Here is an 11,948-nt window from a genome sequence, read left to right on the forward strand (position 1 = left end):
GCCGTCGCCGGAGCTAGAGGTCGAGCACCAGCCGCTCGCCCGCACACCGCGAGACGCAGATCAGCATCGAGTCGTCCCGCTCCGCGTCGGTGAGCAGCTCGTCCCGGTGCTCGACCTCGCCCGCGATCACCCGCTGCCGGCAGGTGCCGCAGAAGCCCTGCTCGCAGGAGTACGAGACGTCCGGCACCTGCTCTCGGACGGCGGCGAGCACCGACTGCCCGGCCGCCACCTCCACCGTGCGTCCGGAGCGCCGCAGTTCGACCTCGAAGGCGGTGCCGCCGGCCGGTGCGGAGGCCGAGAAGCGCTCCAGGCGCGGCGCCCGGCCCTCCGGCACGGCCGCGGACACCGCGTCCATCAGACCGTCCGGGCCGCAGCAGTAGACCTCCGTCTCCGGCGCCACGCCGGCCAGGAAGCCCAGGTCCGGCAGCCCGGACTCGTCCTCGGCGACGACCGTCGTCCTCCCCCGGACTCCGTCCGGGGGGACCCCCGTCTCGCTTCGCCCGCCTTCCAAGCCGAGCTTCTCGACCTCGTCGACGTACGGCATGGTGGCCCGGCTGCGCCCGCAGTACAGCAGCCGCCAGTCGGCGCCGGCCGCGGCCGCCGCGCGGACCATCGCCAGTACCGGCGTGATGCCGATGCCGCCCGCGACGAACACGTATGCGGGGGCCTGGACCAGCGGGAAGCGGTTCCGGGGGCCGCGGATCTGGATCTCGGCGCCCTCGTGGAGGTGTTCGTGCACCTCGGCCGAGCCGCCCCGGCCGCCCTGCTCCTCGCCGATCAGCCGGGTGGCGACGGTGTACGCGCCGGTGTCGGCCGGGTCGCCGCACAGCGAGTACTGGCGGACCAGGCCGGACGGCAGGACCAGGTCGATGTGCGCGCCCGGCTGCCAGCCGGGCAGCCCCGAGCCTTCGAGCCGGAGCTCGGCGACGCCTTCGGCGGGCGAGGTGCGCTCGGCGACGCGGACGAAGCGCGGGACCGTCGTGCCCGGACCCCGGCCGGATATCGGCTCTTCGAGCGTGGGCATCGGCCACAGCGGGGACTGCTGGATGCGGCGCCGCATGGCGCGCCGTGCCAGCAGCGCGGCCCCGGCGACCAGGACCACGGTACGCAGACGGGGCATGCTCAGCGACCTCCGTTGGCGCCGGGGGAGGACGCGAGGTAGGCGACCGCCTGGGCGGTGTCGCCCTCCTGCGAGGGGTGGTAGGCGCGGCTCAGGTAGCGGGGGATCGACCGGAGCATGTCGGGCGTGGAGGGCAGTACGCCCTCCCGGCCCTTGCGGACGAACTGGCCCACGGACGCCTTGCCGTCGATCAGCGTCGGGTCGTTCTCCATGAAGAACCGCGCCCCGCGCTGCCAGAAGAAGACCAGCGCCGAGAACGCCAGCGCCCAGGTGCGGGCGCGCCGCCGGTAGCTGCCGTCGAGATGCATGAACAGCTCGAAGGCGACCGAGCGGTGCTCGACCTCCTCGGCGCCGTGCCAGCGCAGCAGGTCCAGCATGGCCGGGTCGCAGCCGCGCCGGTCCAGCTCCTCGGCGTTGAGCACCCAGTCGCCCAGGAACGCGGTGTAGTGCTCGATCGCGGCGATCAGCGCGACCCGCTCCATCAGCCACCAGCGGCGCGGCCGGCCCGGCGGCAGGGTCTTGTCGCCGAGCAGCTTCTCGAAGAACCAGTCGACCTGCGCCGTGTACGGGGTGGGGTCGAGACCCAGCTCCTTGAGGCGCGGCAGCACGTCGTCGTGGGCCTGGGAGTGCACGGCCTCCTGGCCGATGAATCCGATGACGTCCTCGCGCAGCCGGTCGTCGGTGATGTAGGGGAGCACCTGCTTGTACACGTGGATGAACCAGCGCTCGCCCGCGGGGAGCAGCAGGTGCAGCACGTTGATGGTGTGGGTGGTGAACGGGTCGCCGGGAACCCAGTGGAGCGGGGTCTCGCGCCAGTCGAAGGAGACCTTGCGGGCCTTGAGCTCGATGTGCTCCGACGCCACCGGTGCAGGCTGCGTATTAGACATGATGTCAATGTACTGAGGGGTACGGTTCCGTCAACAGGTGTGTGCGCGTGGATTTCGTGCCCGGGGTGTGGCGGTCATCGCAGTGCGGCCATCCGCAGGCCGCTGCTCAGCCGTCCGGTCAGGTCGGCGCGCGCCCCGCGCGTCGCCTCGGCGGCCAGGAACCGGCCCTCCTCGTGCGCGCGGACCCCACCGGTCGTGCTCAGGGACGTGAACTCCCGTGTCCCGGCGGCCAGTACGTACCACTGCCCGGTGCGGGCCTGCCACAGCACGCCCGCCAGGACCCGAGCGTCGCGCGACCCGCAGGCCGGCGAGACCTCCGACGTGGCCGCCACGGCGCCCGTCCGCGCGCCCGGCGCCTGGAACTGGGCCAGCACCCGCGCACCCGTGCCCCGCCAGGTCTCCGCGCGGGTGCACAGCCAGTCCGCCCGCCCGCCGCCCGCCGGGAGCCGCTGCTGCGCGAACTGCCAGGAGTTCACCGCCCGCACCCCGTGCGAGCGCACCGACGGCAGCAGGCAGGCCGTCCGCGCCCACGCCGCGCGCGCAGCCCGCCCCGTCACGTCCGCCTCGGCGCCGGGCGCGCCCCAGGTCAGCCGGGCCGGGGTCAGCTCGCCCAGGTCCGCGAGCAGCCGCTCGACCCGCTCGTCCCGGATCTGCAGCACCGGCCACGCCGAGCAGCCAGGGGCCTGCGCCGGGCTGAGCACCGGACTCGTCACCCCGTCCTGGTCCCGCGTCAGCGGCACCACCGGTTTCGCCGGCCGCAGCAGGTCCCGTACCGCCGCCGAACGGACCCAGGGAGCCGTCAGATAGCGGACGTTCGCCGAGGTACGGGAGACCACGAGCGCTGCGGACCCGGCCGCGTCGGCGCCGTCCGTCCGCGCGAAGTCGAGCGCCGCGCCGCTGGTGCCCTCGGCCGGCTCGGCGTACCGGACCGCCCGCAGCCCGTCGTGGAACAGCACCACGCGCGAGCCGTCCACCTCGCCCGCGTACAGCAGTTGCGGCGGTCCCATGGGCGGGCCCGGCGGCGTCCCCGGCGTCGCCGAGGTGTGCACCTTCCGGCCCGGCCGCGCCCACACCGCGAGCGCCCGGCGCAGCAGAGCGCGGTCGCCGGTGAGCGCGCCGCGCTCCGGCCACACCGAGAAGTCGGTGCGGGCCGAGCTCTGCCAGACCGCCGGGGCGATCCGACGCAGCTGCCCCGGGTCGAGCGCCGCCTCGGCCGCCGGATTGCGCGCGTACGCCGGGGCCGCCGCGCCGCCCGGCCCCCAGCCGTCCCCGGGCAGCCCGAGGAGCGCGCCGCAGACCAGCGCGGCGGCCGTCGCGGCCAGCGCGGCCCGGCCGTGCTGACGCCGCCGCATCAGGTCGGTGGGCCGGGCCTGCAGCGAGCACGGGTCGAACTCCGGCGACTCCAGGAGCGTGTGCATGCCCTCGACGGTGTCCGCCTCGGCCAGCGCCGCCCGCGGGTCCGCCACCCCGGCCGCGGCGAGCACCCGCCGCACCTCGGCGTCGCCCTGCCGCTCCAGGCCGCGCAGTACGTACGCCGCCCGGCCGGCGCCGGTCAGCTCCGACAGCCGCTGGTCCAGGGCGAGTTCATCCGTGCCGCCGGCCCGTGGGAACACCCGCAGCCCCCAAATGTGCGGCACCGGCGAGGGCACCCGCGCCCGGCGACGCAGCGCCTGCCGCAGCACCTCGCCGCGCACGTACGCGTACCCCGGGTCGACCGCGTCCTCCGCCCGCCGCGGCCCCGGCACCGCCGCCCCGCCCGTCCGCCGCCGCGGCAGCGAGCGCTGCACCAGCGCGTGCGCGGCCAGCACCCGCCGGTTGCGCCCGAGCGCGGCGGGCAGCACGAGATATGCGATCCGCACGAGCCGCGGATAGTGCTCGACGAGGGCGGCCTCGGCCTGCTCGACGTCGATGGGCCCGGAGGAGGGGCCGGGGGACGCGGGGTCGAGTTCCTGGGTGCTCACATTCAGCAGAACGAGCGAATGATCCGATGGTCACCCCGGATCTTGATGTGTGCCGGTCAGGCCGTCAGGTGCCCGCGGATCCGGTCCACCACGTCGTCCGGGATCCCCAGGCCCTCCCGTACGTACTTCTCCATCGAGCCGTGCCGCACCGCGACCTCGTCCAGGGCAGCCGCCAGGTACTCCGGCGCGACCCCGATGATCGCCAGCGCCAGCTCCGGGTCGCCGCCCTGCGCCGTGAAGCCCTCCACCAGCGGCGCGAACGCCTGGCGCACCGCCGGGTTCACCGACAGGTACTCCTCCCGGAGCGTCGCCTCGTCCGCGCCGAGCAGTGCCAGCACGATCGCCGCCGCCCACCCCGTACGGTCCTTGCCCGCCGTGCAGTGGAAGAGCAGCGGGGTCGCCGCCGGGTCCGCCAGTTCCGTCAGGAGCGTCCGGTACGAGGCCCGCGCCGAGTCCGTCGACACGAACGCCCGGTAGGTGTTCTCGAAGGCCCGCCGCACCCTGCCCCCGCCGAGCGTCTGTTCCGCCAGCGCCGGGTCGGCGAGCAGCCGCTTCAGCCGGGCCGCCGGCGGAAGCCCGCTGGCCGCCAGATGATCGGCGAGCACGTCCGCCAGGACCACCCGGCTGCCCGCCGGGACGTGGTCCGGCCGGTCCGTCCGTTCGCCCTCGGTGCGGAAGTCCACCACCGTGCGGATGCCGAGGGCCGCCACGATCCCGTCCGCCGGGTCCAGCCGGTCCAGTTGCCCGGAACGGAAGAGCAGCCCCGGGCGGACCGTACGGCCGCCGGCGAGCGGCAGGCTCCCCAGGTCGCGGAGGTTGGCCACGGTGGTCGCGGGGATGGCGGGCATGTGCGTCTCTTCTCGTACGTATCGTCCATTTACGTACGAAACCGTAATCGATCGGGTCGTACCAGTCCTGGCGTTCGGCCCCCGGACGCCCCGTCGAACCGGCACGATGACCCCATGCGTACGCAGCGAACCGCGGTGACGGCGGCCCTTCTGGCCGCGACGGTGCTGGTGGCGGGGTGCGGAGCGGGCGGTGGCCCGGACGTGCCCCAGGAGGCGAGCGGCACCCTGGAGCAGCTCGCCGAGCGGGCCCGGTGCGACCGGCCCGACGTCCGGACGGACTCCGCCGAGCTGCGCCAGGCGTCCTGCGCGACCGACGACGGGAAGTACGTCCTGCTGACCTTCGCCACCGACCGCGGCCAGCGCGACTGGATCAACCAGGCCAAGGACTACGGCGGTTCGTACCTCGTCGGCCGCCGCTGGGTGGTCGCCGGCGACGAGCGCACCGTGACAGCCGTGCGCGGCCGGCTCGGCGGGACGGTCGAGACCGCCCCGCCGCACCGGCCGCAGGGTTCGCACGGCTCGCACGGCTCGCATCACTGACGTCTACGCGCAGCGGCGGCCGTCGTTCAGGCAGCCGACCAGCCGCCGCATCAGCCGCTCGTCGAAGACGTTGATGAAGTCCCCGTGGTCGGTCACCGGCTTGTGCAGCTGCTCGGGGAACGAGTCGACCGCGAAACCTGGCCCCGGCGGCACGTCGTACACGATCCGCTGCACCAGCTGCGGAATGGCCCGGAAGCCGTTCTTGCAGCGTCCGGCCGCGTCGGCGAACGCGACGTGGGTGCGGTGGTTCGCGCTGTCCGTGTTCTGTCCGTCCCAGCAGCTCTGGAACTTGAACGTCCGGACGACCTTGCTGCCCTCGGGACAGATCGGGTACTTGTCCTTCAGCTGCCGGTTCTCGAACCCGGTGCACGACCACGACGCGTTGGCGTTGGCGTCCCCGTTCGTGAACGCCTTGGCGTCGCCCGTGATGATCCGCAGGAACCGGGGCATCGCCGTCACCCGGGACACCGGGCTGCCGACGAACTTCAGCGTGACCTGCGCCGGCGTCTGGATCTCGCCGACGTTCTGGTCGTTGCCGCCGCCGTCCGCCTGCGCGTCGTTCTCGGCCTGCCCGTTCTGCAGCCGCAGCACCGGCCAGTAGTACGTGGACCGGTCGCCCTGGTTGCGGCAGCTGGTCGCGCCCTTGGCGAGGTCGTCGTCGTCGGCGAAGGCGTCGTTGGCCTGATTGCCGACGTAGTCGTGCATGTGGTGCGCGCCGTTGCTCACGCCCGGGGCGACGATCACGTTGTCCGGGTTGAACTTGCCGTTCTGGTTGCGGCCGCAGTTCGTCGTGAACGAGCCCCGGGACGCGCCGCTGCGCACCCGGGGCTGCTTCACGTTCGGCTGCACGGACGTGATGTCGACGAAGTCCGAGGCCTCCGGCCCGTTCCCCGCCTGTCCCTTGCCCTGGTCCTGCCCGGCCCCGTCGTCCCCGCCTCCCGCCCCGCCGCCCTTCTCGTCGTCCGCGCGCAGGGTGCACGGGGCCAGGCTCTCCAGCTTCTTCGGCGGCTCGCCGCCCTCCCGGTCGATCAGCGCGACGATCCGCTGCAGGATGACCAGCCGCTCGTTCTGCAGCGGCTGCAGGATCTGCTGCCGCGCGAACTCCGGGTCCTGGGCGATCCGTTCCCGGTTGTCGGCGAACCGCTGGTACGCCACCGTGATCTGCCCGTCGAGGGTGGCGAGTTCCCGGTCCACGGAGCCCCTTGCTCCCTGTGGCACCTCGGTCAGTTCGGCGCCGACGTCGGGGCAGTCGATGGTGGACATGGCGGGCTGCCGGGGGCCGGACGGGTTCTGGCCCCACTGGCCCTGACCCGCCGACGCGTAGACGTTGACGGCCACCAGGCCACCGCCGCCCAGAATCAGTGCGGCCGACGCGACGATGGCCCGGCTCGCGAGTGTCGAACGTTTTCGAGTCCTTCCCATGGGCGTTCATACGGACGGGACGGGTGGGGCGTTCAGCGTCCCCCGGGATTCGTGACGGGGACCGCCGCCGGTGCTGTCGCGAGTACCGCCGTCTCGCGTTCCGCGGACAGTCCCACCGCCGGGCGGTCCGGGCGGTGCGGGGCGGTCCCGCCGATCTCCGTCAGCCAGGCCCAGGTGTCCGCGACCGTCTCCGCCACCGGGCGGCAGCGCAGCCCCGCGGCCACGGCCTTGGAGACGTCCGAGGTGTGCATCGCGTCGTGGGACTCGCCCGGCGGCATCCACACCGGCAGCTCCGTCCAGGGCGCGACGCCCGCCGCGAGGACCGCCTCGGGCGGGGTCCAGCACAGCCGGGCGTCCGCCGCCGTCCCGTCCGCGCCGGTGGCCCGGACGCACGCGTCGAGCAGCTCGCCCATGGTGGCGTGCCCGGGCGGGCAGACCAGGTCGTACGGGCCCGAGCGCTCGGCCGCGATCGCGTCCAGCGTCCACTCGGCGAGGTCGCGCACGTCGATGAACTGGATCGGCAGCTCGCGCGGACCCGGCGCGAGGACGGGGCCGCCGCGGGCGATCCGGTTCAGCCACCAGGGCAGCCGGCCGATGTTCTCGTACGGCCCGAGGATCAGCCCGGCCCGCACCAGCAGCGCCCGGTCCGCGCCGAAGGCCCCGACGGCGGCGAGCTCGCCGCCCCGCTTGGCCTCCCCGTACGGGACGCCGTCGCCGGCGTCCGGCGAACCCGCCACCAGCGGTCCGTCCTCCGTCAGCCCGGCCGCCGCGGGCCAGGCGTACACCGAACGGCTCGACACGTACACGTACCGGCCCACGCGGCCGGCGAGTTCGCGGGCCGCCTCGCGGACCACGGACGGTGCGGCCGACCAGGTGTCGACCACCGCGTCCCAGCTCCCCGTCGCGGGCACGGGCGGCCCGTCGCGACCGGTCCGGTCGCCGAGCAGCGAGACGGTCCCGGCGGGCGGTTCGTACCGTCCGCGGTGGAAGACGGTCACGTCCCAGCCCCGGCCGACGGCGGCCTCCGCCATCGCGCGGCCGACGAACTCCGTGCCTCCGAGAATCAGCAGTCGAGTCATGGCGACGACTCTGCCCCGGGCGAGGACCCCGGCGCCCGTCTTTCTGCTCTCGGGAGAGAGGAGGCGGTCTCCCGCGGCGGAGGGCGGGGTGACACCATGGGGCCGACATGACAGATGCCCGGTCGCCGCTGCGCGCCCTGCGAGCCGCACTTTTCGCGGCCGTGTGCGTGACACTGGCCGCCGTGGGGCATTTGTCCATGTCCGCGCACGAGATACCGACGCGCACCCTGCTCCTCGCCTTCGCCGTGACGGGCGCGGCGGCCTGGGCGGTCTGCGGTCGGCGGCGGGGCACGCTCGCCATCGGCGCCGGACTCCTCGCCGTCCAGACGGCGTTGCACCAGATCTTCTCGGTCGGCCAGGCCCGCGCGACCGGGACGTCGACGATGTCCCACGCGGGCATGGACATGGGCGGTGCGATGGACATGGGCGCCATGAGCACGAGCGGCGCCATGGACATGAGCGGCGCGGCAGCCGGGCACGGGGCGCTCGGGATGACCGCCGCGCACCTCCTCGCCGCACTGGTCTGCGGCCTGTGGCTGGCCCGCGGCGAGGCCGCGCTGTTCTCCCTGGCCCGCTCCGCCGGAGCGGCGGCCCTCACTCCGCTGCGGCTGCTCCTGGCCGTCGGCGACCTCGCCGTCCCCGCCCCCGAGCCCGCGGGCCCCGTCCGCCCGCGCCCGTACGCCCGGCGGCTGCACGGCGTCGTCCTCGCCCACGCCCTCTCCCGGCGCGGGCCGCCCCGGCTGTCCGTACCCCGCACCACGGCCCTCGGAGGACACGTCTGACCTGGGGGCCGGTTCCCCACGTCGACACCGACTCCTAGGACAGTCATGACCCTTGACAGTTCCGCGCGCCCGGAAAGCACCGACGCGCCCGCCGCCCCCGAGACCTCCGGCCGGAGATCCACCTGGAGCGCCCTGCGCCCCCTCGTCCTGCGGCTGCACTTCTACGCGGGCGTCCTCGTCGCCCCGCTGCTCCTGATCGCCGCCGTCAGCGGCCTGCTGTACGCGCTCTCCTACCAGGCGGAGAAGATCGTGTACGCGCACGAACTCACCGTCCCCGTCGGAGACGAGACCGTCCCGCTGTCGCAGCAGGTCCACGCGGCGAAGAAGGTCAACCCGAACGGCACCGTCACCGCCGTCTGGCCCTCTGCCGAGCCCGGCGCCACCACCCGCGTCCTGATGGACGACCCGGACGTCGAGGAGGGCAAGTCCCTCGCCGTCTTCGTCGACCCGTACACCGGCGAGGTCCGCGGACAGCTGCCCAGCTACGGCGGTTCCGGCGCCCTGCCGGTGCGCACCTGGCTGTCGGAGTTCCACGCCAACCTCAAGCTCGGTGAGACCGGACGCCTGTACAGCGAGACGGCCGCCAGCTGGATGTGGGTCGTCGCCCTCGGCGGCCTCGCGCTGTGGATCGGCCGCCGGCGCAAGGCCCGGCGCGAACTGTTCGTCCCCGAGCGCGGTCCGAAGTCCCGCCGCCGCACGCTCTCCTGGCACGGCTCGCTCGGCCTGTGGGCCGCCGCCGGCCTGCTCGGCCTCTCCGCGACGGGCCTCACCTGGTCGACGTACGCGGGCGAGAACATCGACCTGGTCCGCGCCCAGCTCGACGGTGCCACCCCGACCGTCTCCGCCGTCATAGGCGAGGGCGGCGAGGGCGGCTCCGGCCACGAAGGGCACGCGGGCCACGGCGGCGGCGCGGCCGCTCCCGCCGCGACCGGACCCGACGTCGGCGTCGACAAGGTCGTCGAGGCGGCCCGCGCGGCCGGCATCGACGGGAGCATGTCGGTCGTGCTGCCCGCCGAGGGCAAGGGCTACGTGGTCAAGGAGACCGACACCCAGTTCCCGGTCCACCTCGACTCGGTGGCCGTGAACCCGGCCGACGGCACGGTCATGGACGAGCTCAGGTTCGCCGACTACCCGTTGCTCGCGAAGCTGACCCGGTTCGGGATCGACGCCCACTCCGGCGTCTTCCTCGGCCTGGTCAACCAGCTCGCCCTCGCCGCCCTCGCGCTCGCCCTGATCCTGCTGGTCGTCTGGGGCTACCGGATGTGGTGGCTGCGCCGGCCCGGCCGGCCGGTCGCCCGCGGCGCGTGGCGGAAGGTTCCGCCGACCGTGCTGCTGCCGCTGCTCGCCGGGACCGCGCTGGTCGGCTGGTTCGTGCCGCTGCTCGGCATCAGCCTTCTGGTCTTCCTCGCCGTGGACGTCGCGCTCGGCCTGGCGGCGCGGGCGAGGTCCCGGTCCGGGGACCCCGCCGCGCGTCACTGACCCTCGGTCAGGGCGTGTACTTGTAGCCGACCCGCCGCACGGTCTGGATCGTGCGGCGGTACTCGGCGCCCAGCTTGCGGCGCAGCCGGGCCACATGGACGTCGACGGTCCGGCCGTCGCCGACGTGGCCGTAGCCCCACACCGTCGTCACCAGCTGGTCGCGGGTGTGCACCCGGTGCGGGTGGGCCACGAGATGGGCCAGCAGCTCGTACTCGAGGTACGTCAGGTCCAGCGGCTTGCCGTCGACGAGGGCGATCCGCTGGGCGCCGTCGATGGCCACCGGCCCGTCGGCGGCGCCCGGAGCGGTGGCCGTGTGCGCACCGGAGAGCGGCGGCTGCTGGGCGTCGGCCGGTACCAGGACCAGGTAGCCGACCATCGGCGGCCGTCCCGGCAGTGCGGGCAGGGCGTGCGGTGGAGCGGGCAGGAGCGTGGCGCCCGGCGGGAGGTACTCGGCGACCCCGGCGAGATCGGCGGCCTCGTCGGGGGCGACGGCACGGAGGCGGGGACGGAGAGGGGAGGGGAACGCGGCAGCCTGGGTGTGGGCCATGAGAGTTCAGCTCTTTCGCGCGAGTCACGGACGGACGGTTCGTCGTCGTACGTCATGCGCGTCGGCCGAAGGCCAGGGACCGGACACGGATCCGGTCGGGCTTTAGAGGGCCGGCGCGTTCCTCACGCGTCGACAGCACCGGTCGTAGTCGTGGTGCTGCCGGGAAGGCCAGAACGGCTCGAGGTCGAAACGCCTCGAAGCGGTGTCGTTCTGGATGCGGGCCATATCCCTATTAAACCAGCAGGGAAACGCCCTGCGCAGCCCCCATCCGGCCATGACGTACGTCATGCCCCGGACATGCGCGGGACACGCCGGCCGGCGGGCGGACCGTCAACCCGTCAGCCGCTTCCGCCAGTCGAGACCCGTGACCAGGATCGACGACTCGGGAGACCCGTCCCACTCCACGGTCAGACCCTGCCCGCGCAGCGCGTCCGTCACCTCCCGGCCCACCGCCGTCGTCGTCTCCGCGACGCCGTCGAAGCCGCCGTACAGCAGATACAGCGGGCCGCCGTTCGCCGCGCCCTCCGTGCACTGCGCGTGGAAGAACACGAACCCCCGTGCGTCCTCTTCGCCCTCGCCGCCTATCTCCGTCGTCCCGCAGTTCCGGCAGCAGGTGAAGTTCTCCCGGGCGGTGATGCCGGCGCCCTCCAGCGTCTCGAACGCGGCCGTGACGCGCTCCGGATCGGTCGTCCCGGCCCAGCCGGCCATCTCCTCCACCCGCTCCAGCCACAGCCGGTCCACCAGGGCGGACGCCTGCGCCCGGGTCACCGGCCGGACCTCGCCCTCCACCAGGTGGTGCTCCGCCGCCTCCGACAGCCGCTCCCGGTCGTCGTAGCCGCAGCGCAACAGCTCCCGCACCCGGTCCTCCAGCACGCCCCGGATCTCCTCGTCGATCTCCGGCACCGGCTCGGGAAGCGGCAGGTCCGCGAGCGCCCAGCCGAGCCCGTGGTCCCAGGCGGTCTCGCGGCGCGCCCAGCGGACGATCACCGCCGCCACCCGCTCCGCGTCGCCGCCCTCCACGACGTAATGCCGCTCGGGGCCGCCGGCCCGGTGCTCCAACTGGTAGCCGCCGCCGTCCTCGTGCCACACCTGGATGAACTCGTCCGGTATGTCCGGGATCCGCTGCACCACCAGGAAGCGGTCCCCGTCGCCGCCGATCCGCAGCGCGAGGTCCCGCAGCGTCTCCTCCGAAACGCGCACGTGGTGCTGCCAGTTCTCGGTCCTGACCGTGATGTCGAGCATGCCCTCACTGTGACAGAGCCCACTGACAACGCGGAGCGCCC

General features: G+C 74.1%; 11 protein-coding genes. 3 read left to right on the forward strand and 8 right to left on the reverse strand.

Going from position 1 to position 11,948, the window contains the following annotated elements:
- Positions 1–13: 13 nt before the first annotated feature.
- The 4 genes from R2D22_RS26575 to R2D22_RS26590 all read right to left on the reverse strand — a co-directional run bounded on the left by R2D22_RS26575 (position 14) and on the right by R2D22_RS26590 (position 4,816).
- Complete coding sequence (locus R2D22_RS26575; RefSeq protein ID WP_318109996.1) at positions 14–1,126, reverse strand: PDR/VanB family oxidoreductase; 1,113 nt, start codon at positions 1,124–1,126, stop codon at positions 14–16.
- Positions 1,123–2,007: a metal-dependent hydrolase gene (locus R2D22_RS26580; protein ID WP_318107197.1), complete on the reverse strand. Its 885-nt coding sequence runs from the start codon at positions 2,005–2,007 to the stop codon at positions 1,123–1,125. Before R2D22_RS26580 ends, R2D22_RS26575 begins: the two co-directional genes overlap by 4 nt.
- A 74-nt stretch (positions 2,008–2,081) precedes the next feature.
- On the reverse strand, positions 2,082–3,968 hold the full coding sequence (locus R2D22_RS26585) for a hypothetical protein (RefSeq protein WP_318107198.1): 1,887 nt from the start codon (positions 3,966–3,968) through the stop codon (positions 2,082–2,084).
- 56 nt (positions 3,969–4,024) lie between these two features.
- Positions 4,025–4,816, reverse strand: coding sequence for a tyrosine-protein phosphatase (locus R2D22_RS26590; RefSeq protein ID WP_318107199.1), 792 nt, complete (start codon positions 4,814–4,816; stop codon positions 4,025–4,027).
- A 114-nt stretch (positions 4,817–4,930) separates the two neighbouring features.
- Here R2D22_RS26590 and R2D22_RS26595 point away from each other — a divergent pair, with 114 nt between their 5' ends.
- Positions 4,931–5,356 (forward strand): hypothetical protein, encoded by a 426-nt coding sequence (locus tag R2D22_RS26595; RefSeq protein WP_318107200.1) that lies wholly within the window; start codon positions 4,931–4,933, stop codon positions 5,354–5,356.
- A gap of 3 nt (positions 5,357–5,359) precedes the next feature.
- Here the strand turns inward: R2D22_RS26595 and R2D22_RS26600 are convergent, their stop codons facing one another.
- A complete protein-coding gene (locus tag R2D22_RS26600; RefSeq protein ID WP_318107201.1) occupies positions 5,360–6,778 on the reverse strand; it encodes a DUF1996 domain-containing protein in 1,419 nt (472 codons plus the stop codon).
- Positions 6,779–6,810: 32 nt separating this feature from the next.
- A complete protein-coding gene (locus tag R2D22_RS26605; protein ID WP_318107202.1) occupies positions 6,811–7,857 on the reverse strand; it encodes an NAD-dependent epimerase/dehydratase family protein in 1,047 nt (348 codons plus the stop codon).
- Positions 7,858–7,964: 107 nt separating this feature from the next.
- On the opposite strand from R2D22_RS26605, the gene R2D22_RS26610 reads away from it, so the two are divergent.
- Both R2D22_RS26610 and R2D22_RS26615 read left to right on the forward strand, forming a co-directional pair.
- Positions 7,965–8,639, forward strand: coding sequence for a hypothetical protein (locus R2D22_RS26610; RefSeq protein ID WP_318107203.1), 675 nt, complete (start codon positions 7,965–7,967; stop codon positions 8,637–8,639).
- A gap of 45 nt (positions 8,640–8,684) precedes the next feature.
- Positions 8,685–10,118: a PepSY-associated TM helix domain-containing protein gene (locus tag R2D22_RS26615; RefSeq protein WP_318107204.1), complete on the forward strand. Its 1,434-nt coding sequence runs from the start codon at positions 8,685–8,687 to the stop codon at positions 10,116–10,118.
- 7 nt (positions 10,119–10,125) lie between these two features.
- Here the strand turns inward: R2D22_RS26615 and R2D22_RS26620 are convergent, their stop codons facing one another.
- Both R2D22_RS26620 and R2D22_RS26625 read right to left on the reverse strand, forming a co-directional pair.
- Positions 10,126–10,665, reverse strand: a complete 540-nt coding sequence (locus R2D22_RS26620) for a winged helix-turn-helix domain-containing protein (protein ID WP_318107205.1) — start codon at positions 10,663–10,665, stop codon at positions 10,126–10,128.
- A gap of 330 nt (positions 10,666–10,995) precedes the next feature.
- Positions 10,996–11,907, reverse strand: a complete 912-nt coding sequence (locus R2D22_RS26625) for a DUF6891 domain-containing protein (protein ID WP_318107206.1) — start codon at positions 11,905–11,907, stop codon at positions 10,996–10,998.
- Between the last annotated feature and the right edge of the window lie 41 nt (positions 11,908–11,948).

The organism is Streptomyces sp. HUAS YS2, assembly GCF_033343995.1.
In the GTDB taxonomy this organism is placed as follows: Bacteria; Actinomycetota; Actinomycetes; order Streptomycetales; family Streptomycetaceae; genus Streptomyces; species Streptomyces solicathayae.

Coding starts and splice junctions, on each gene's coding strand:
- R2D22_RS26580 (WP_318107197.1), bottom strand. CDS start 2,007: ATGTCTAATACGCAGCCTGCACCGGTGGCGTCGGAGCACATCGAGCTC.
- R2D22_RS26590 (WP_318107199.1), bottom strand. CDS start 4,816: ATGCCCGCCATCCCCGCGACCACCGTGGCCAACCTCCGCGACCTGGGG.
- R2D22_RS26595 (WP_318107200.1), top strand. CDS start 4,931: ATGCGTACGCAGCGAACCGCGGTGACGGCGGCCCTTCTGGCCGCGACG.
- R2D22_RS26600 (WP_318107201.1), bottom strand. CDS start 6,778: ATGGGAAGGACTCGAAAACGTTCGACACTCGCGAGCCGGGCCATCGTC.
- R2D22_RS26605 (WP_318107202.1), bottom strand. CDS start 7,857: ATGACTCGACTGCTGATTCTCGGAGGCACGGAGTTCGTCGGCCGCGCG.
- R2D22_RS26610 (WP_318107203.1), top strand. CDS start 7,965: ATGACAGATGCCCGGTCGCCGCTGCGCGCCCTGCGAGCCGCACTTTTC.
- R2D22_RS26615 (WP_318107204.1), top strand. CDS start 8,685: ATGACCCTTGACAGTTCCGCGCGCCCGGAAAGCACCGACGCGCCCGCC.
- R2D22_RS26620 (WP_318107205.1), bottom strand. CDS start 10,665: ATGGCCCACACCCAGGCTGCCGCGTTCCCCTCCCCTCTCCGTCCCCGC.
- R2D22_RS26625 (WP_318107206.1), bottom strand. CDS start 11,907: ATGCTCGACATCACGGTCAGGACCGAGAACTGGCAGCACCACGTGCGC.